We start from the raw sequence: 19557 nt of genomic DNA, 5'->3' as shown, positions 1-19557 counted from the left end.
ATGCTCCTGACGCCCCGGGGGTACCCCGGCCGCAGACCGGCACCGACCCGTCCGAGGAGGGACGTGGACTGGCACCCGCTGCGGCTCACCACCCCCGTCAAGCAGCACGTCTTCGGCGGCCGGGCCATCGCCGAGCGGCTGGGCCGCGGCGGCCTGCCCGACGGGCCGGTCGCCGAGACATGGGAGGTCAGCGACGTCGAGGGCGATGCCTCGACCGTCCTGGACGGCCCCCTCGCCGGGCGCACCCTGCGGCAGATCACGGCCGAGCACCCGGACGAACTGCTGGGCCCCCGCCTCCCGTCGGGCCCCCGTTTCCCCCTGCTCACCAAGTTCATCGACGGCCGGGGCGCCCTCCCCGTCCATCTGCACGCCGACGACGCCACCGCCCGCCGTCTGGAGGGCGAACCCAACGGCAAGACGGAGGCCTGGCACGTCCTGGACGCCGCACCGGGCGCCACCGCCCTGGTCGGCGTGCAGGACGGCGTGGACCGCGACACCCTGCACCGGGCGCTGCTGGCACAGGACTTCGACGCGGTCATGCGCCGCCTGCCGGTCCGCGCGGGGCAGACCGTCTACGTCCCCGGCGGCACCCTGCACAGCTTCGGCCCGGACACCCTCGTCCACGAGATCGAGCAGACGTCCGACATCCAGCAGCACGCCATGCGCCGCCGCATGGAGGACGGCTCGCCCGTCCCCGACCACGAGTGGCACGCGGGCCTCGGCCGTCTGCTCGACGAGTGGCGACCAGACCCCCGGCCCGAGTTCCACCCCGGCCTGAGCGTTCCCGCGGGCGACGGCATCGTACGCACCGTGCTCTGCGCCGGACCGCACTTCGCCCTCGAACGCTGGACCGCCGGCCCGGCGACGCCCCTGTCGTACCGCTTCTCGACCGTGCGGATCCTCACCAACGCCGGCGCCCCCGTCACCGTCACCGCCGGCCCCTGGACCGGCCCGCTGGACCGCGCCCGCACCCTCCTCCTCCCCGCCGCCCTCGGCGAGGTCCGCGTCCAGGGCCCCGCCGACCTGCTGATCGGCTACGTCCCCGACCTGGAGCACGACATCCGCGGCCCTCTCCTCGCCGCGGGCCACGGCCCGGCCGCCGTCGCCGCCCTCGGTGAGGGGCTCGAACCGCAGTGACGGACCGGTGACATCCGGGACGGATCCGTAGCAGGCCCGCAGGGCAACGCATACGGCCGGTGGCGGGTCGTACACAGGGCAAGGGCACAAGCCCGAGCACTCGACCGGGGAAACCGGGGGAAAACAATGGGGGAGACCATGAAGATCCGTACGCGAGGAACGCGCCAGACCCGAGGCATCCGCACCACCGTGGCCGCGCTGGCGGCCGTCGCCGGGGTCGCCGCGGCCGCCGTCCCGGCCGTCGCCGCCACCACGCCGGCCTCCGGCAGCCCCCGGTTCCTGGAGCCGGCCGACCTGCCGCCGCACCCGACGTCGCCCTGGTACGCCGGTCCGGTCACCGCCGGTCAGCCCGACCCGCTGCCGATCTGCGTGGGTGACGCACTGCCGTCCATCACCACGCACCGGGACTACTGGACCGAGTACGACACCAGCGCCCAGCAGATCACGGTCGTGGAGCGCAGCGAGCAGCGGGCGAAGGACTTCGCGGCGCTGCTGCGCAAGGACCTCGCCGGCTGTGCGAAGAAGCTGATGCAGCAGGACCCGGACATCACGGCGACGCAGAAGTACTACGGCAAGCTGAACGTCGAGGAGGGCGCCGACGTCTACGGCATCCACACCGCCTCCGCCTGGGGCTCCTCCGACATCGGCCTCTTCTCGGTCGGCCGCGACGGCACGACCGTCACGGTCGTCCGCTGGAGCCAGATGGGCACCTTCCAGCACGCGCAGGTCGCGGACTTCAAGGCCACGACCGTCACGGCGGTGAACGAGCTGTACTGAGGGCTCAGCCCCCGGGTGACTCCGTGGGGGCGTCGTACACGAGGAGCCCGTCGTCGCGCAGACGGGCTCCCGGTGTCGGCGCATGGGCGCTCAGCCGGCCGTCGTGCATGAGGTGGTGGGCCGGCACGCCACGGGCCAGCACCGCGAAGTCGGCGATCAGCCGGCGGTGGCAGCGCCACCAGACCGCCTCGCTGCACATCACGGCCGTGCGGGCGCCCGCCACCTCGTCCAGCAGGCGGTCCATCGCGGAGACGAACTCGGGGGAACGGGTGTGGGCGGCGTAGCCGCGGAAGGACGCGTTGCGCCACACCACGTCCGGACTGTCCGCGGGCAGGGGGCGGAACCCGCCGAGCGCGGGTTCCCACCGGTAGCCGATTCCGGCGTCCGGCAGCCACTCGGCGAGCCGCTCCCGCAACAGGTCGGGGTCCCGGCGGCTGCCGGGAGCGGTCCGCACGTCGACGACGGCCGCCACCCCGGCACCGCGCAGCAGCTCGCCGATCCGGTCCCGGCCGGCGGTGCTGTGACCGAAGGTCAGCAGGTGCGCGTCCACAGGGGCGGACTTTCCCGTTCCGGCGGGCTCACACCTGCGGACGCGCTCCCGGTCAGATGTCCCGGAACGTCTCGATCTGCGCCCCGATCGAGTTCAGCCGCTCCGCCAGGTCCTCGTACCCCCGGTTGATGACGTACACGTTGCGCAGCACCGACGTGCCCTCGGCGGCCATCATCGCCAGCAGGACGACCACCGCGGGGCGCAGGGCCGGCGGGCACATCATCTCGGCGGCGCGCCAGCGGGTCGGGCCCTCCACCAGGACGCGGTGGGGGTCGAGGAGCTGGAGGCGGCCGCCGAGGCGGTTCAGGTCGGTCAGGTAGATCGCGCGGTTGTCGTAGACCCAGTCGTGGATGAGGGTCTGGCCCTGGGCGACCGCCGCGATGGCCGCGAAGAAGGGGACGTTGTCGATGTTCAGGCCGGGGAACGGCATGGGGTGGATCTTGTCGATCGGCGCTTCCAGCTTGGAGGGCCGGACGGTCAGGTCCACCAGCCGGGTCCGGCCGTTGTCGGCGAAGTACTCGGGCGTGCGGTCGTGGTCGAGGCCCATCTCCTCCAGCACCGCCAGCTCGATCTCCAGGAACTCGATCGGCACCCGGCGCACCGTCAGCTCCGACTCGGTGACCACGGCCGCCGCGACCAGGCTCATCGCCTCGACCGGGTCCTCGGAGGGGGAGTAGTCCACGTCGACGTCGATGGTCGGCACGCCGTGCACGGTGAGCGTGGTGGTGCCGATGCCGTCGACCTTGACACCGAGCGCCTCCAGGAAGAAACACAGGTCCTGGACCATGTAGTTGGACGAGGCGTTGCGGATGACGGTGATGCCGTCGTGCCGGGCGGCCGCGAGCAGCGCGTTCTCCGTCACCGTGTCGCCGCGCTCGGTCAGGACGATCGGGCGGTCGGGGCCGACCGCACGGTCGACCCGGGCGTGGTACTGGCCCTCGGTGGCGGCGATGTCCAGGCCGAAGCGGCGCAGCGCGATCATGTGCGGCTCGACCGTGCGCGTACCGAGGTCGCAGCCGCCGGCGTACGGCAGCTTGAAGTGGTCCAGGCGGTGCAGCAGCGGGCCGAGGAACATGATGATGGAGCGGGTGCGGCGGGCCGCGTCCGCGTCGATCGCCGCCAGGTCCAGCTCGGCGGACGGCACGATCTCCAGGTCGACGCCGTCGTTGATCCACCGGGTGCGCACGCCGATGGAGCCCAGCACCTCCAGGAGGCGGTACACCTCCTCGATGCGGGCGACGCGGCGCAGCACCGTGCGCCCCTCGTTGAGCAGGGAGGCGCACAGCAGCGCCACGCACGCGTTCTTGCTCGTCTTCACGTCGATGGCACCCGACAGCCGGCGCCCGCCGACCACCCGCAGATGCATCGGACCGGCGTAGCCGAGCGACACGATCTCGCTGTCGAGAGCCTCCCCGATGCGCGCGATCATCTCAAGGCTGATGTTCTGGTTGCCGCGCTCGATCCGGTTGACGGCGCTCTGGCTGGTGCCGAGCGCCTCGGCAAGCTGCGCCTGCGTCCAGCCACGGTGCTGCCGGGCGTCACGGATGAGCTTGCCGATGCGTACGAGGTAGTCGTCTGCCATGAGGCTGAGGTTATCTCAGATATGAGATGACGCCCGAACGGGGGGTCCGAACGGGTGACGGGCCGTCAATCCCGCCCGGAGTCCTCAGTGTCGGCTCGTCCGCGTGGTACGCCGCCACCCGAAAGGTCCGGGAAGGTCCATGGATGTCGTACGACGTCCCGTGCTGCTGCGGGTGTAGCGGGGGCCGTTCTTTCCGCCGCCGGTGGTGATGGACCAGGAGCGCTTGTTGATGTTCAGGCGCACCCCCGGAAGGATCCGGAAACTCTTGCGGAACGTGAGCGGCATGCCTGTCTCCTCCTCCGTTGTGCGTGCATACGCGGTTCGGATACCTGGTTCGGATACCCGGGAAAAGGGCGCGCATGACCGCGGGTGGGTGCCGGGGCATGACCATCCGGCGCTCGTGTACTAGAGTTATCTCGACATCGAGATATCTGCCGAGAGAGCACCGCAGCCGCACCCGCCATCGAATCCGGCGGTAAGGATTACCTAACTTAGCCTTACCTTAGCGGATCGGCCGAGATGCCGTGGCGGCAGGATCGTGGTGGTACGCGCACATCAATGAAGGAGACTGTCGTGTCGGCGAACAGCTTCGACGCCCGCAGCACGCTGCAGGTGGGCGACGAGTCGTACGAGATCTTCCGGCTGGACAAGGTGGAGGGCTCGGCTCGCCTGCCCTACAGCCTCAAGGTCCTGCTGGAGAACCTGCTCCGCACGGAGGACGGCGCGAACATCACCGCCGACCACATCCGTGCCCTCGGCGGATGGGACTCGCAGGCCCAGCCCAGCCAGGAGATCCAGTTCACGCCAGCCCGCGTGATCATGCAGGACTTCACCGGCGTTCCCTGTGTCGTGGACCTCGCGACCATGCGTGAGGCCGTGAAGGAGCTGGGCGGCGACCCGGCGAAGATCAACCCCCTCGCCCCGGCCGAGCTGGTCATCGACCACTCCGTCATCGCCGACAAGTTCGGCACCAACGACGCCTTCAAGCAGAACGTCGACCTGGAGTACGGCCGCAACAAGGAGCGCTACCAGTTCCTGCGCTGGGGCCAGACCGCCTTCGACGAGTTCAAGGTCGTCCCGCCCGGCACCGGCATCGTCCACCAGGTCAACATCGAGCACCTGGCCCGTGTCGTGATGGTCCGCGAGGGCAAGGCCTACCCGGACACCCTGGTCGGCACCGACTCGCACACCACCATGGTCAACGGCCTCGGCGTGCTCGGCTGGGGCGTCGGCGGCATCGAGGCCGAGGCCGCCATGCTCGGCCAGCCGGTCTCCATGCTGATCCCGCGCGTCGTCGGCTTCAAGCTCACCGGCGAGCTCCAGGCGGGCACCACCGCCACGGACCTCGTGCTGACCATCACCGAGATGCTGCGCAAGCACGGCGTCGTCGGCAAGTTCGTCGAGTTCTACGGCGAGGGCGTCGCCGCCACCTCGCTGGCGAACCGCGCCACCATCGGCAACATGTCGCCGGAGTTCGGCTCCACCGCCGCGATCTTCCCGATCGACGACGAAACGATCAACTACATGCGGCTCACCGGCCGCAGCGAGCAGCAGCTCGCCCTGGTCGAGGCGTACGCCAAGGAGCAGGGCCTCTGGCTCGACCCGGCCGCCGAGCCCGACTTCTCCGAGAAGCTGGAGCTCGACCTCGCCACGGTCGTCCCGTCCATCGCCGGCCCGAAGCGCCCGCAGGACCGCATCGTCCTCGCGAACGCCGCCGAGCAGTTCAAGCAGGACGTCCGGAACTACGTCAACGACGAGTACGAGGCCAGCAAGGAGTCCTTCCCGGGCTCCGACGCGCCCTCGACGATCCCGAACGGCGCCCCGTCCAACCCGGTCACCGTGACCGCCCCCGACGGCACGTCCTACGAGATCGACCACGGCGCGGTGACGGTCGCGGCCATCACCTCCTGCACCAACACCTCCAACCCGTACGTCATGGTCGCCGCCGCGCTGGTGGCCAAGAAGGCGGTGGAGAAGGGCCTGACCCGCAAGCCGTGGGTCAAGACCACCCTCGCGCCCGGCTCCAAGGTCGTCACCGACTACTTCGAGAAGGCGGGCCTGACCCCCTACCTCGACAAGGTCGGCTTCAACCTCGTCGGCTACGGCTGCACCACCTGCATCGGCAACTCCGGCCCGCTGCCGGAGGAGGTCTCCAAGGCCGTCAACGACCACGACCTCGCGGTCACCTCGGTCCTCTCCGGCAACCGGAACTTCGAGGGCCGCATCAACCCCGACGTCAAGATGAACTACCTGGCGTCCCCGCCGCTGGTCGTGGCCTACGCGCTCGCCGGCTCCATGAAGGTCGACATCACCCGGGACGCCCTGGGCACCGACCAGGACGGCAACCCGGTCTTCCTGAAGGACATCTGGCCCTCCGAGGCCGAGGTGAACGACGTCGTCGCCAACGCCATCGGCGAGGACATGTTCTCCAAGTCCTACAGCGACGTCTTCGCGGGCGACGCCCAGTGGCAGGCGCTGCCGATCCCGACCGGCAACACCTTCGAGTGGGACGCCGAGTCGACCTACGTCCGCAAGCCTCCGTACTTCGAGGGCATGGCCCACGAGCCGGCCCCGGTCGAGAACATCTCCGGCGCCCGGGTGCTCGCCAAGCTGGGCGACTCGGTCACCACCGACCACATCTCCCCGGCCGGCGCCATCAAGGCCGACACCCCGGCGGGCAAGTACCTCACCGAGCACGGTGTGGAGCGTCGTGACTTCAACTCCTACGGCTCCCGCCGTGGCAACCACGAGGTCATGATCCGCGGTACGTTCGCCAACATCCGCCTGCGCAACCAGATCGCGCCGGGCACCGAGGGCGGCTACACCCGCGACTTCACCCAGGCCGACGCCCCGGTGTCGTTCATCTACGACGCCTCGCAGAACTACCAGGCCGCCGGCATCCCGCTGGTCGTCCTGGCCGGCAAGGAGTACGGCTCCGGCTCGTCCCGCGACTGGGCCGCCAAGGGCACCGCGCTCCTCGGCGTCAAGGCCGTCATCGCCGAGTCCTACGAGCGCATCCACCGCTCGAACCTCATCGGCATGGGCGTGCTGCCGCTGCAGTTCCCGGAGGGCCAGTCGGCGGCGTCCCTCGGCCTCACCGGCGAGGAGACCTTCGACTTCACCGGCGTCGAGGAGCTCAACAACGGCACCACCCCGCGCACGGTGAAGGTCACCACCGACACCGGTGTCGAGTTCGACGCGGTCGTCCGCATCGACACCCCCGGCGAGGCGGACTACTACCGCAACGGCGGCATCATGCAGTACGTGCTGCGCAGCCTGATCCGCAAGTAAGCGGACCGCTACGGCAGTTCGAGGGCCGCGTTCCCGGGTGACGGGGGCGCGGCCCGCGCCGTTCCCGCGGCGCGGGCGCGGCGCCCGCGGATCACTCGCCGCGGTACTTCGCCGCCGCGGCCTGGGCGAGGTCCTGCGACTTGTCCAGGGCCGTGTCCACCGACTGCCGCCCGGCGATGGCCGCGGCGATCTGCTCCGAGACCGCCGTCCCCAGCACGGCGAACTCGGGGATGCTCAGGAAGCCGATGCCGTCGTAGGGGCGGGGACCGACGCCGGGATCCTTCGGGTCGGCGGAGTCCGTCGCCGCCGTGTACTCCTGCCGGTACCAGGCGCCGGCCGCCTGCTGGTACTCCGGCTTCTCGTAGAGCGACTTGCGGTTCCCGGCGGGAGCCGAGGTCCAGCCCACCTCCCGGCCGACCAGCTCCTGGAACTCCTTGGAGGAGGCCCAGGAGATGAACTCCCAGGCGGCGTCCTTGTTCTCGGCCGCCTGCTGGATGCCCCACGCCCAGGTCCACAGCCAGCCGGCCTTCTCGGTCCTCTCGTGCGGGGCCGGGACGTAGCCGACCTTGCCCTTGACCGCGGAACTGTCGGCCTCGACCGACGAGGCCAGCGACGTGGCGTCGTACATCATGGCGCACTTGCCCTGGACGAAACGGTCCAGGATCTCCAGCACACCCATCCGCTCGGCGCCGGGCTGGCCGTGGGAGCGGAGCAGGCCGACGTAGAACCCGACCGCCTTCCGGAACTCCGGTGAGGTCAGGCGGGCGTTCCATTCCATGTCGTACCAGTGGCCGCCGAAGGTGTTGACGACCGTGTTGATCGGGGCGAGGTTCTGGCCCCAGCCGGGCAGGCCGCGCAGGCAGATACCGCTCGCGCCGTCGGTTCCGTCGACCCGGGCGGCGAGGTCGGCGACCTGCTGCCAGGTCGGGTTCGGCGGCATCGTCAGCCCGTCCTTGCGGAACAGGTCCTTGCGGTACATGAGAAAGGAGCCCTCGCCGTAGAAGGGCTCGGCGTAGAGCTTGCCGTCCTTGCCGGTCAGCGAGGACGCCAGGTTCGGGAAGACGTCGTCCTGGTCGAAGTCCTCGTCGGCCTTCACATAGGAGTCCAGCGGGGCGAGCCAGCCGTTGTCCGCGTAGATCGGCACCTCGTACGCGCTGACGCTCGCCACGTCGTGGGTGCCGGCCTGAGTCGCGAACTCCCGGTTCATCTCCTCCCGCGCCTCGTTCTCCGGCAGCAGCGTGTAGTCGACGGTGATGCCGGTCTCCGCCGTGAAGTGCTTCTTGGTGAGCTTCTTCAGGGTCTGGACCTGAGGCACGTCCGTCGCGAGCACGCTGAGGCCGGCCTGCTCCTCGCCCGCGGGCAGATCGGCGTCACCGCATCCGGCGAGGACCAGACCGGCGGCGACCGCGCCGGCCACGGCCGTCTGGGTGAGGCGACTGCGTTTCATGACATCTCGGCCCATACCCGCCTTTGCCGCTTATTAGACATTTCGTAAGAAACGTATCAAGAGGACGAAACTCCGGTCTCTCGCGATCATGGTCGGCCGCGTCTGGCCTGGGCGCGTCTGGACAGCGCGTCGGCCGCTACGGCGGCCAGCAGCACCCCGCCGGTGATCATGAACTGCACGGCGTCCTGGACCCCCAGCAGCCCCATGCCCGAGGCGATCGACTGGATCACCACCACACCGAGCAGCACCGACCAGGGCGAGCCCCGCCCGCCGAACAGAGACGTGCCGCCGATGACGGCCGCCGCGATCGCGTTGATCAGCAGCATCCCGGAACCGGCGGCGCGCGCCGTCGTGGGGCTTGCCGAGGTCAGCCCCGACGCCACGAACAGGCCGCCGACCGCCGCCAGCGTCCCCGACACCATGAACATCGCGACCCGCACCCGCTCCACCCCGATGCCGGCCCGGCGCGCCGCCTCGACCCCGCCGCCGAGCGCGTACACCCGCCGCCCGTAGCGGGTGCGGCGCAGCACGTAGTCCGAGACGACCAGGACCGCCAGGAAGATCAGCAGGGCGAGCGGCAGCCCCTGGAACCGGTTGAGGGTGACGGCCGCCGCGAAGGCCACCACCGCCAGGAGCCCCGAGCGCAGCCAGATCTCGCCCTCCCGCCGGTAGGGCATCCCGGCCGCCCGGTGACGGCTCCGGCGGCGGCGGGCGGCCAGGACGTACCCGGCCGTGCCGAGCGCGGCGACCGCGTACGCCGCCAGGTCGTCGCCGAAGTGGTGGCTGGTCAGCGAGGCGACCAGGCCCTCCTCGTCGATGTTGATCGTGCCGCTGGCCCCCAGCAGGTAGAGCGTCAGGCCGTTCCAGATCAGCAGCCCGGCCAGCGTCACCACGAACGCCGGCACGCCGAGCCAGGCGTGGAAGACCCCGTGGAAGGCACCCACGGCCGTTCCCGCTGCCACCGCCACGATCACCGCCAGCCACTCCGGCACCCCGTGGTTCACGTTCAGCACGGCGAACGCCGCCCCCGCCAGGCCGCTGACCGACCCGACCGACAGATCGATCTCCCGGATCAGCAGGACGAAGACGATGCCGACGGCGACCAGCCCGGTCCCGACGATGTCCACGCTCAGGTTGGACAGGTTGCGCGGCGAGAGGAACTTGTCGTCCAGCCCCTGGAAGACGATCCAGATCACGATGAGCCCGGCGATGACCAGGAGCGGCCCCCGCTCCCCGTCGCGCACGCCGGCTCGGACGTCCAGGGCGTAGTCCCGCAGGTTGTCCTGCCAGCCACGGGTGCGCCGCTCGCCGCCGGCGGTGACCGGTCCGGCGCTGCCCGGCCCGGCCGGCCCGCCGTCCCGGTGCGCCCGGCTCACGGCCACGCCTCCTCGTCGCCCTTCGAACGGTGGGCCACGGCGTTGTCCGCCGCCCCCGTGACGGACGAGATGATCTGCTCCTGGGTCACCGTGCTCACGTCGAACAGTCCGTTGTTGCGACCCAGTCGCAGCACGGCGACCCGGTCCGCGACGGCCTTGATGTCGCCCATGTTGTGACTGATGAGGATGATCGCCATACCGCGGTCGCGCACCTCCTCGATGAGGTCGAGCAGATGGCTGGTCTGCTCCACGCCCAGGGCGGCGGTGGGCTCGTCGAGCAGCAGCACCTTGGGCGCGCCCATCAGCGAGCGGGAGATCGCCACGGCCTGCCGCTGCCCGGCCGACAGCGCGGCGACCGGCACCCGCACGTCGGGGATGCGGATCGACAGGGTGCGCATCAGATCACGGGCCCGGCGCTCCATCTCCACCTCGTCGAGGACGCCCACCCGGTCGATCTCGCGACCGAGGAAGAGATTGCCGACGACGTCCAGGTTGTCGCACATGGCGAGGTCCTGGTACACGGTCGCGATGCCGAGCGCGTGGGCGTCGTGCGGGCGTTTGATCTGCACGAGGCGCCCCTCCCACTCGATGACGCCCCGGTCGGCGGGGCTGACCCCGGAGATCACCTTGACCAGCGTGGACTTGCCCGCTCCGTTGTCACCCGCCAGGGCCACGACCTCACCGGCCCGGACCTGCAGGTCGACGTCGACGAGCGCCTGCACGCCGCCGAACCGCTTGGTGATGCCGCGCAACGCCAGTACGGGGGGATGTGCCACGGGGAACCACCTCGCTCACCGGGTGAGCCCGGCCCGTGCGCAGGCCGGGCGGAGCTCCGGGGTGCAGATCTGGTCGATCGTGTAGACGCCGTCCCGGACGAGCGTCCGGCCGATCGTCTCGCGGGTCACGGCGATCGGGTCGAGCAGCACCGCCGGGACGTCCTCGGTCGTGGGACTGTCCACCTGCGCCGTGACCAGGGCGTCGACGTCGTTGCCGCGCGCCAGGGCGACGGCCATCGCGGCGGCCGCCTCCGTCTCCTGCCGGAACGGCTTGTAGACGGTCATGTACTGCTCGCCCTTGACGATGCGCTGCACCGCGTCGAGGTCGGCGTCCTGCCCGGTGACCGGGGGCAGCGGCCTGACGCGGGCGCTCTTCAGCGCCGAGACGACCCCGGCCGCGATCGAGTCGTTGGCGGCGAGCACCCCGTCGATCCGGCTCGGGCCGAGGTCGCTGATCGCGGCGGACATGTGGTCGTGCGCGTTCTCCGTACGCCACCCGATGGTGTTGTACGACTTCAGGATCCGCACCTCGTTCCGGAGAACGGCCAGGGCCCCGCCCTCGTACCAGGCGGCGTTGGGACTGGAGGGGTCACCGTTCACCATGACCACACCGCCGCCGTCGGCTCTGGCACCCATGCCGTCCAGGAGCGCCTGGCCCTGGAGTCTGCCGACCCGGTCACCGTCGAAAGTGACGAAGCCCGCGATCGGGCCCTCGGCGAGCCGGTCGTAGGCGACGACCGGGATGCCCTCGCGCTGCGCTGCGCGCACCGAGGAGCGCAGGGCTTTGGGGTCGACGACGTCCAGGATCAGGGCCGAGGCCCCCCGGGTGATCATGGAGTTCATCTGCTGCCGCTGGCTCGCCGCGTCGTTCTCGGCGTTGGCGTACACGAGCGTGCAGTCGGGGCACAGCTCCTTGACCCGCTTCTCGATCAGGGGCCTGTCGGACTTCTCCCAGCGGGGCACGGCCCGGCTCGGCAGCAGCAGCCCGATGGTCAGCCCGCCCTCGCCGTCCTCGCCGCTGTCGGTGCACGCGGCGAGGGACACGACCAGGAGGAGCGCCAGCAGCCCGGCGGCTCCGCGCAGACCGAGGCCACGCATCAGGGACCTCCCTCGGGGGGCCGGCTCCGGTGCGGGGGCGGGTCCGCGACCCCGTCGCCGATGTCCTCCATGGCCCGGTCGAGGCCCACGGTCTGCTCGCCGCTGCGGCGTGCCGCCCGCTCGCCCTTGCGGCCTGCCGTCGGCTCGTCGTGGCGGCCTGTGACGTGGTCGTCGAGGCGGTCATGGGCGCGGTCGCTGTCGTTGCCGCGCTCCGTGCCCTCGTCGTCGTCGCGGTCCCCGGCCCGGTCCACGTGGCGGTCGGCGGCCCGGTCCACGTGGCGGTCCGCGGCGCGGTGGTCGTGGCCGTCCGCCGCCTTGTCGTCGTGGCCGTCCGCCGCCGGGTCGTCGTGGCCGTCCGCCGTGCGGTCCTCGCCACGGTGCCGGCTCTGGTCGCGCGACCTGCGGCGGTCGCGGTCCCGGCCCCGGCTCCGGCCCAGGCCCCAGCTGCGGTCCCGGCCCAGGCCCCAGCCGCGGCCCGGCTTCCGCTCCTCCTCCGGCTCGGCCTCCGGTTCCTCGTCCGGCTCCGTGCCGCGGTCCGTGTCCCCTTCCGGACGGGTGACGACGATCTCGCTCCAGACCTGCTTGCCGCCGCCCACCGGCACCGATCCCCAGGCCGCCGACACGGCCTCGACCAGGAAGAGCCCCCGGCCGCCCGTGGACTCCCAGTCGACGACCACCGGCTTGGCCGGCGCCCGGGGCGAGGAGTCGCTCACGGTCACCCGCAGCCGGTCCGCCGCCAGGGTCAGCTCCACCCGGACCGCGCCCTGGGTGTGCACCAGCGCGTTGGTGACCAGCTCCGACACCACCAGCAGGATGGTGTCGGCCTCGGCTGCGATGCCCCACGAACGCAGCGTGCGCGCACTGAACCGGCGGGCGTGCATCACCGCGTCCGGCAGCCGCCACACCACCCAGCCCGCCCGCACGGGCCGTATCCGCATCCCCTCGTAGCGCAGCAGCAGCACCGCCACGTCGTCCTCACGGCGTCCGGTCTCGCCGAGCAACTCGTCCGCCATCCGCCCCGGGTCGGCGGGATCGGCCGCGGCGAGTGCCTGGCGTACCAGCCGCATCCCCTCGTCCACCTGGAGATCAGCCGACTCGACCAGGCCGTCGGTGACCAGCGCGAGCACCGAGCCCGGGGCGAGCGCGAGGGCGGTGAGGGGGAATTCGGCGTCCGCGAGGACGCCCAGCGGGAGCCCGCCCTCGACCGCGATCTCCGCGGTGCCGCCGTCGGGATGCCGCACGAGGGGCGCCAGATGCCCGGCCCGCACGAACAGCGCGTTGCCCTCCTCCATGTCCAATTCGACATAGCAACAGGTGGCGAACAGGTCCGTCTCCATGCCGACGAGCAGCCGGTTGGCGTGCGCGACGACCACGTCCGGCGGATGCCCCTCCACGGCGTAGGCCCGGACCGCCGTACGCATCTGGCCCATGATCGTCGCGGCCCCGGCACTGTGCCCCTGCACGTCCCCGATGACCAGCGCCACCTTGCTCTCCGACAGCGCGATCACGTCGTACCAGTCGCCGCCCACCTGGAGACCGCGCCGGGCGGGCAGATAGCGGGCCACGGCGGTGCCCCCGGGCAGCTTGGGCAACCGGCGCGGCAGCAGGCTGCGCTGGAGCATCGTCGCGAGTTCCTGCTCGGCGTCGTAGGCGTGGGCGCGCTTGAGGGCCTGCCCGACCAGGCCCGCGGTGGCGGTCAGCAGGGCCCGCTCCTCGGGGGCGAACTCGTGCGGGGTGTCCCAGCCGACCAGGCAGACCCCGGCCACGCCGTTCTTGGCCGGCAGCGGCAGCACCGCGAGCCCGCCCGGCCCGATCCCGGCGAGCCCCGGTTCCAGCACGGATCCGACCGGCCACAGACTCACCCGGCCGTCCCGCAGCGCCGCCTGGAGCGTGGGCAGCGCGGTGACCGGCGCGTCGGGCCACTCCGAGCGCCACTCGCGTCGCCACAGCTCCGGCCAGGCCCCCGCACCCGGCGGATCGAGCACGGTGACCGCCAGCCGGTCCTCCAGCAGCTCGGCGAGCGCCACCCGGTCGGCACCCAGCGGCTCGCGCAGCGCGGCGACCACGACACGGCTGACGTCCCGGACGGTCGTGGCGTCGTCGAGCGCGGCCGTCAGCCACTGGATCCGGGCGACGTCACTGGCGCTGCGGCGCAGCACGGGGGCCGCGCTCACCACGCCCAGCACCCGCTCCGGGGTGCCCTCGGGCCCCTTCAGCACCCGGCAGCTCAGCCGAAGCCAGCACAGCTCACCGGTGGGCCGCCGGATGCGGAACTCCAGCTCACGCCGGCCGGGGGTCTGCGCGGACGGCTCGATGACCGACATCAGCGCGGGGACGTCCTCCGGGACGCTGTACGAGAGCAGGGTGTCGGTCTTGCCGTCGAAACCGCCCTCGGGGATGCCGACGAGTTCGAGCAGCGCCGGGTCCGTCTCGACCAGCCCGGTGCCGGGCGACAGGGCGAAGGACCCGACCCCCAGGGCGCGCAGGGCCGAATCCAGCAGGGGCGAGGGAGCCGACCGGTCCGCCTCGCCCCGCAGCCGCTCGGCGACGGCCTCGGCGTACCGCTCCAGGAACTCCCGCTGCTCGGCCCCGAACCCCTCACCGGGCTCGCCCACCACGACCAGGCATCCCAGCCACCCGCCCGCGGCCCCCAGCGGCAACGCCCCGAGCGGGGCGGAGCCCGCCGTGCCCTCGTCACGCCGGAGCGCCACACTCGCGAGCCACACGGCCCGCCCCTGCCGATACGCCTCGGCGACGGCGGGGCATCCGCCCCCGGCCTCACCCGGAGGTGCCGGTGCGGGGGAGGCGCGTGATGCGACAGGCGATGACGGCCCGGGGGCGGCGCCCGTGCCCGTGGCCACCGAGACCGCCACCCGCCCCGGCAGCCGGTACCGCTGCCCGGACTCGGCCCCTGCCGACTCCACCAGCCGGAGCTCCGCACCGTCCTCACCGCGCACGTACACCGCCGCCACCGACACTCCCGCGAACGCCAGCAGCCGCGCCCGCGCGGCCGGTTCCGGAGCGGGACGAGGCGGACCGGTGCCCCCGTTCCCCGGCGCCCGAAGACCGGGGGCCGCGGTCCGGGCATCGCCGTAATGGGGCATGTCCGCATCCACCTCCCGTCCATGCCGCAGCCACCGGCAGGTGGGAGTCCCCGGAACTCAGGCGACGACGACGCGGGCACGGGATCGGCGGCGCGGGGTCGCGCCTCCCATGGCGGATCCACGCCGCTCATGAGCGGCAGGGCACCCTCACAACAGAATCGCACACCTGGATAACAGCGACATATGGGGCGAGCGGACCGGTTGGGTGAGCAGGCCCGGCGGTGCCGATCACACACGCGCGGCGCGTGCCGGGTGTGACTACCCGGCGTCGAGCTGGTGATCGGCCCAGACATAGCTCTCGGGCAGCAGGTCGGTGATGAGGACGGTCCGGACGTGGTCGCCTTCGCCGACGATGACCTTGAGGGCGGGGAAGTAGTCGAGGAGGACCTGACGGCAGCGGCCGCACGGGGGGGCGACCCCTCGTTCGCGGTCGCCCACGGCGACGATCGTGTCCAGCTCGTAGGCGCCCTGGGCGGCTGCCGCGCCGATGAGGACCAGCTCCGCGCACGGTCCCCCGGTGAAGTGGTAGGCGTTGACCGCGGTGATGACCCTGCCGTCCTGGGCGCGGGCCGCAGCGGCCATGGTGTGGCTGTCGCCCCGGCAACGTGTGCGAGCCACGTGCGTGGCGGCCTGGAGGAGTCCGTGGTCGATGGGGTGGGCCTGCGCGGTCATCTTCTCTGCCTTCGTCGGATGTCAGGCGACGTTGGCCCGGGTGACGAGGGCGCGCAAGCGAATATCGCGCATGTCCTCGCTCCGCCGGACGACCCGGCGGTGAGGCCTCCTGCCCTGCTCCCGTGGGCCGGCATGGTCCGTCCCGCCCGGCGCGATGCGGCGCGGGGCGGTGAACGGGCCCCGCAGCGGTTCAGCCCGGAGGTGCCGGCCGGAGCACAGGCGCATCGGCGCAGTCGGCCGCGGCCCAGTCGCCGAACCGGGTGTCCTTCTTCACGGTCAGGGCGGGGAGAGGCTGTCGGCCACGATCGCTTCGGCGGCCTCCGCGCGGGCCGACGGGCCCGGTGATCACGACTTGGTACTCACCGGGCCCGCCCCATCCGACCCCTCAGCCCACCCGGCAGGGCAAGCTGCTCGTACTGTCACCGCCGGGTCCGGAGGCGACGTACCCGAAGGTCGCACTCTTGCCCGGGGCCAGGGAGCCGTTCCAGGCGGTGTTGTGGACCATCACCGCCTGGCCGTTGTAGGTCGCGCTGCCGCTCCACAGGCTCTCGACCTTCTGGCCCGCCGGGAGCCTCCAGTCGACCATCCAGCCGAGCATCGGGACCGTGCCGGTGTTGGTGACGGTCACCTCGGACTGGTAGCCGCCGTTCCAGGTGCCCGTGGTCTTGCGGGTGGCCGTGCAGGTGCCGGGCACCGGCTCGGTCGGGGTGCCCGGCTGCTTGATGCCGGTCACCTCGCCGTTGCCGCCGTCGAAGACGACGTCGGAGCAGGAGTAGAAGGTCTCCTGGCTGTCGGAGCGCTGCCAGACCATGTAGATGATGTGGCGGCCCGACTTGTTGTCGGGGAGCTTGCCCTTCCAGGAGTAGTTGGCCTCGACCGTGCCCGGGGAGCCGTTCAGCGGCGGGTGGTCGACCGAGAGGAAGGGCTGGGCCTCCATGTCGTTCCAGGTGAGCGTCTTCGTCGGGTCGAAGCCGTCCTTGGTGATGTAGACGTGGAACCAGCCCGGGTGCGCCGCCCAGGCGTTGTACGAGAAGTCGACCGTCGCGCCCGAGGTGAGGTGGGTGAGCGGCCAGTCCTTGCTGGGCGTGTTGAACCCGGCGAAGTTGGTGTTGCCGCCGCTGCACAGCTCGCCGTCCGGCACGAAGCCCTTGGTGCGGCCTGCGCCGTCGGAGCGCAGCACCGAGAACCAGTTGTAGAACGGCGTGGTGCCGCTGACCTGCTGCGCACCCCGGCACGCGGGGTTCACCGGCTTGATCTCACCGGTGTCGGTCAGCCCGTCCTGCCAGCACAGGAACGTGCGGCTGCCGGGCTTCATGGGTGTGCCGTGCGCCTCCGCCTCGCCCCCGGCCGTCATGACCAGGCCGATGGCCGGGACGGTGACGAGGAGGGAGAGCAGCACGAGGAAGAGGGCTCTGGCCCGGGCGGGGAGTGATAAGCGGGACATGGTGGATCCTCCCGGCTTGCTTGTCAGGATCATGACAGCACCGTCTGTTCGTGGGGGTACGGACCTGCGGATGTGCGTACGCCGGTGCGCGGGGTGGGAGCCACTCAAGGGCGGGTTCCGGTCCACCGATATGGGAGCGCTCCCACCCCGCCTGTTGCGGAAGTTAGCGTCAAGTGGTCCAGATGTAAACGGCCCCCGCGCAAGCGCGTTGACGCGAGCCCCGTGCCGCTGGGCGGTGCGGCGGCCGGAACGGCGGGAGTGGCCGTTCGGGTGACGGACGGCGCGCGCTTCCGTCGTGCTGCTCGCAGACTGCGGATAAGCGCCCGGACATCGGAGAGCAGGAGGCGGTCATGACATGCATGCCGACTGAGGACGTCGAGTTCCACGAGGCGATCAGGGAGGTCTTCCGCAGGTACCCCGAGGCGCAGGGCAAGTACGCCTTGTCCAGCCTCGCGCTGGAGAACGAGATGAAGATCGACTTCAGTGAGAAGGTCGGGGTCTCGCGGGTCGAAGGCGACAGGATCGTCACCGAGTTCAGGGACCGGAAGTCGGTGGTCAGGATGCAGCTGTGCCTGAAATGGAACTTCGACTACTCCGAATGCCTTCACTGGATCGAGGCGCCGGAGTAGGCCGGAGCGACGAGGCCTCAGCCTCCCTGCCCGGCCCGCGAGGTCGCCGCACAGCGGAAGTTGACTCGGCTTTCCCTTTGCGGTTGGCTGCGGGGCCCACCATCAAGATCCGGGGGATCCTTTGAACCGCACCATCCGCGCAGCCGTCTGCTCCGTCGCAGTCACCGGTCTCGCGTTCGGCCTCAGCTCCTGCTCCGAGGCGGTCGACCAGGTCGACAAGGCCGTGGACGAGACCTACGAGGTCACCTACGAGGTCACGGGCAAGAACATCGACTCGATCGAATTCCACGGCGGCGGCGGCAAGGCCATGGAGCCGAAGGTCGAGTCGGTGTCCAAGCCCGGGCTGCCGTGGAAGAAGACGGTCACGCTGCGCGGCATCATGCCCGCGGCGGTGATGCCGGTCGCCGCGGACCCCGAGGGTTCCCAGCTCACCTGCAAGATCATCCACAAGGGCAAGGTGCTTGAGGAGCAGAGCGCCGACGGCCTGGTGGCCGCGGGTGGCTGCACCGCGGAGTCCCCGATCACGGGCTGAACCCAACAGGACCGACGGGAAGGCGCAGCCTGCGGGCTGCGCCTTCCCTGTGTGCCGGCCGGACCGGTGCCGTCGGTGGCGTCCGCGCCGCCTTCCGGCCGCCTGTGGCCGTCACCGGTGTCGGTCGCCCAACGCCGTCTCCAGCCAGTCCAGTTGACGCCGCACCTGCACCGCGTCACCCCCCTCGTGCCCGTTGAACGGGTATGCGTGGATCTCCTTGCGCGGGTCCGCCCCCGTCAGCTCGGCGTACCGGTTGAAGGCGGCGTACGTCCCGCTCGGCGGGCACACCGTGTCCCGCAGGCCCACCCCGAAATGAGCCGGAGCCTGTGCGCGGCGGGCGAAGGAGACGCCCTCGACGTAGGACAGGGTGCGATACGCGGCGTGTTCGGCGCCCCGGTGGACGGACAGGTACGCGGCGATCTCGCCGTACGGGCCCGCGTCGGTGAGGTCGAGGGCGCGGCGGATGCCGCACAGGAGCGGTGCGGTGACGAGTACGGCCGCGAGGTCCGGGACGAGCCCCGCCACCGCGAGGGCCACCCCTCCGCCCTGGCTGTTGCCGACCGCCACGGTCCGCCCCGGATCGACGCCGGGCAGTTCCCGCACCGCCGCGACCGCCCGCACCGCGTCCGTGATCAGGCGACGGTAGTGGTAGTCCGCGGCGGAGAGCAGCCCGCGTACCACCGGCCCGGGCCCGCCCGGCGCGGCGGCGTGGGGATCGGGCGTGTCACCGCCGCACCCGTACTGGTCGCCCTGGCCGCGGTTGTCCATGAGCAGATGCGCGTACCCGGCGTTGACCCAGGTCAGGCGTTCATGAGGGAGCCCCCGGCCGCGCCCGTACCCGGCGAATTCGACGACGGCCGGCAGCAGTTCGCCGGCCCCGGCAGGCAGGCTGAACCATGCCCGCACCGGGTCGCCCGCGAAACCCCGGAACGTCACGTCCCAGGTCCGCGTCAGCCGCAGTCCCGTCTCCACCGGCCGCACCGACACCAGGGCGTCCGTCTGTCCGGCCTCCTTCAGTGTGCTCGTCCAGAAGGCGGCGAAGTCGGCCGGCTCCTCGATGTCCGGGCGGTGGTGCTCCAGTTCCGTCAGGGGCAGGTCGAACGCGGGCACGGCGGCACCTCGCAGGAGTCGGTGGTCATCCT

The 19557-nt window shown here is 71.6% G+C and carries 15 protein-coding genes and 1 pseudogene; 5 read left to right on the top strand and 11 right to left on the bottom strand.

Annotated features, from left to right (window positions below; genetic code table 11):
• The first annotated feature begins 63 nt into the window (after window positions 1-63).
• Entirely contained in the window at window positions 64-1137 is a 1074-nt protein-coding gene (locus GTY56_RS32280) for a type I phosphomannose isomerase catalytic subunit (RefSeq protein ID WP_346345632.1), read from the top strand.
• A gap of 126 nt (window positions 1138-1263) precedes the next feature.
• Window positions 1264-1914, top strand: coding sequence for a hypothetical protein (locus GTY56_RS32275; RefSeq protein ID WP_161368814.1), 651 nt, complete (start codon window positions 1264-1266; stop codon window positions 1912-1914).
• Between the two features lie 4 nt (window positions 1915-1918).
• Here GTY56_RS32275 and GTY56_RS32270 read toward each other — a convergent pair whose 3' ends face one another.
• The 3 genes from GTY56_RS32270 to GTY56_RS32260 form a co-directional block, all read right to left on the bottom strand.
• Window positions 1919-2464, bottom strand: coding sequence for a DUF488 family protein (locus GTY56_RS32270; RefSeq protein ID WP_161368813.1), 546 nt, complete (start codon window positions 2462-2464; stop codon window positions 1919-1921).
• 52 nt (window positions 2465-2516) lie between these two features.
• Complete coding sequence (gene relB, locus GTY56_RS32265; protein ID WP_161368812.1) at window positions 2517-4046, bottom strand: type II toxin-antitoxin system RelB family anti-toxin; 1530 nt, start codon at window positions 4044-4046, stop codon at window positions 2517-2519.
• Between the two features lie 84 nt (window positions 4047-4130).
• The gene (locus GTY56_RS32260; protein ID WP_161368811.1) at window positions 4131-4331 is read right to left on the bottom strand and encodes a DUF4236 domain-containing protein; all 201 of its coding nucleotides are present in this window, start codon (window positions 4329-4331) and stop codon (window positions 4131-4133) included.
• 288 nt (window positions 4332-4619) lie between these two features.
• Here GTY56_RS32260 and acnA point away from each other — a divergent pair, with 288 nt between their 5' ends.
• Window positions 4620-7337, top strand: coding sequence for an aconitate hydratase AcnA (acnA, locus tag GTY56_RS32255; RefSeq protein WP_161368810.1), 2718 nt, complete (start codon window positions 4620-4622; stop codon window positions 7335-7337).
• A gap of 91 nt (window positions 7338-7428) precedes the next feature.
• Here the strand turns inward: acnA and GTY56_RS32250 are convergent, their stop codons facing one another.
• The 7 genes and pseudogenes from GTY56_RS32250 to GTY56_RS32220 all read right to left on the bottom strand — a co-directional run bounded on the left by GTY56_RS32250 (window position 7429) and on the right by GTY56_RS32220 (window position 17287).
• A complete protein-coding gene (locus GTY56_RS32250) occupies window positions 7429-8784 on the bottom strand; it encodes an ABC transporter substrate-binding protein (RefSeq protein ID WP_161368809.1) in 1356 nt (451 codons plus the stop codon).
• Between the two features lie 86 nt (window positions 8785-8870).
• Window positions 8871-10160 carry an ABC transporter permease subunit gene (locus GTY56_RS32245; RefSeq protein ID WP_161368808.1) on the bottom strand — a complete coding sequence of 430 codons (1290 nt, stop codon included), beginning with the start codon at window positions 10158-10160 and terminating at the stop codon, window positions 8871-8873.
• Window positions 10157-10936 (bottom strand): ATP-binding cassette domain-containing protein, encoded by a 780-nt coding sequence (locus tag GTY56_RS32240; RefSeq protein WP_161368807.1) that lies wholly within the window; start codon window positions 10934-10936, stop codon window positions 10157-10159. The genes GTY56_RS32245 and GTY56_RS32240 overlap by 4 nt, the downstream gene beginning before the upstream one ends.
• Before the next feature lie 15 nt (window positions 10937-10951).
• Window positions 10952-12034, bottom strand: a complete 1083-nt coding sequence (locus tag GTY56_RS32235; RefSeq protein ID WP_161368806.1) for a substrate-binding domain-containing protein — start codon at window positions 12032-12034, stop codon at window positions 10952-10954.
• Between the two features lie 545 nt (window positions 12035-12579).
• Window positions 12580-15138: pseudogene (locus GTY56_RS32230) on the bottom strand (SpoIIE family protein phosphatase); the annotation flags it as partial.
• A gap of 258 nt (window positions 15139-15396) precedes the next feature.
• On the bottom strand, window positions 15397-15810 hold the full coding sequence (locus tag GTY56_RS32225; protein ID WP_161368805.1) for a cytidine deaminase family protein: 414 nt from the start codon (window positions 15808-15810) through the stop codon (window positions 15397-15399).
• A 385-nt stretch (window positions 15811-16195) separates the two neighbouring features.
• Window positions 16196-17287, bottom strand: coding sequence for a lytic polysaccharide monooxygenase auxiliary activity family 9 protein (locus GTY56_RS32220; protein WP_237525130.1), 1092 nt, complete (start codon window positions 17285-17287; stop codon window positions 16196-16198).
• A 326-nt stretch (window positions 17288-17613) separates the two neighbouring features.
• Here GTY56_RS32220 and GTY56_RS32215 point away from each other — a divergent pair, with 326 nt between their 5' ends.
• Together GTY56_RS32215 and GTY56_RS32210 are read left to right on the top strand one after the other, a co-directional pair.
• A complete protein-coding gene (locus tag GTY56_RS32215) occupies window positions 17614-17883 on the top strand; it encodes a hypothetical protein (RefSeq protein ID WP_237525129.1) in 270 nt (89 codons plus the stop codon).
• 121 nt (window positions 17884-18004) lie between these two features.
• Complete coding sequence (locus GTY56_RS32210) at window positions 18005-18415, top strand: MmpS family transport accessory protein (RefSeq protein WP_161368803.1); 411 nt, start codon at window positions 18005-18007, stop codon at window positions 18413-18415.
• A gap of 111 nt (window positions 18416-18526) precedes the next feature.
• Here the strand turns inward: GTY56_RS32210 and GTY56_RS32205 are convergent, their stop codons facing one another.
• On the bottom strand, window positions 18527-19525 hold the full coding sequence (locus GTY56_RS32205) for an acetylxylan esterase (RefSeq protein WP_161368802.1): 999 nt from the start codon (window positions 19523-19525) through the stop codon (window positions 18527-18529).
• Between the last annotated feature and the right edge of the window lie 32 nt (window positions 19526-19557).

Origin of the sequence: Streptomyces sp. SID5643, from assembly GCF_009872555.1 — a bacterium.
Classification (GTDB): Bacteria; Actinomycetota; Actinomycetes; order Streptomycetales; family Streptomycetaceae; genus Streptomyces; species Streptomyces iakyrus.
The sequence above is the reverse complement of the archived record's forward strand: the minus strand, read 5'-3'. Positions and strand labels throughout refer to the sequence as shown.

Excerpts from the sequence above, each read along its gene's own strand:
- GTY56_RS32275 (WP_161368814.1), top strand. The coding sequence starts at position 1,264 with ATGGGGGAGACCATGAAGATCCGTACGCGAGGAACGCGCCAGACCCGA.
- GTY56_RS32215 (WP_237525129.1), top strand. The coding sequence starts at position 17,614 with ATGCCGACTGAGGACGTCGAGTTCCACGAGGCGATCAGGGAGGTCTTC.
- GTY56_RS32220 (WP_237525130.1), bottom strand. The coding sequence starts at position 17,287 with ATGATCCTGACAAGCAAGCCGGGAGGATCCACCATGTCCCGCTTATCA.
- relB (WP_161368812.1), bottom strand. The coding sequence starts at position 4,046 with ATGGCAGACGACTACCTCGTACGCATCGGCAAGCTCATCCGTGACGCC.
- GTY56_RS32260 (WP_161368811.1), bottom strand. The coding sequence starts at position 4,331 with ATGCCGCTCACGTTCCGCAAGAGTTTCCGGATCCTTCCGGGGGTGCGC.
- GTY56_RS32250 (WP_161368809.1), bottom strand. The coding sequence starts at position 8,784 with ATGAAACGCAGTCGCCTCACCCAGACGGCCGTGGCCGGCGCGGTCGCC.
- GTY56_RS32235 (WP_161368806.1), bottom strand. The coding sequence starts at position 12,034 with ATGCGTGGCCTCGGTCTGCGCGGAGCCGCCGGGCTGCTGGCGCTCCTC.
- GTY56_RS32225 (WP_161368805.1), bottom strand. The coding sequence starts at position 15,810 with ATGACCGCGCAGGCCCACCCCATCGACCACGGACTCCTCCAGGCCGCC.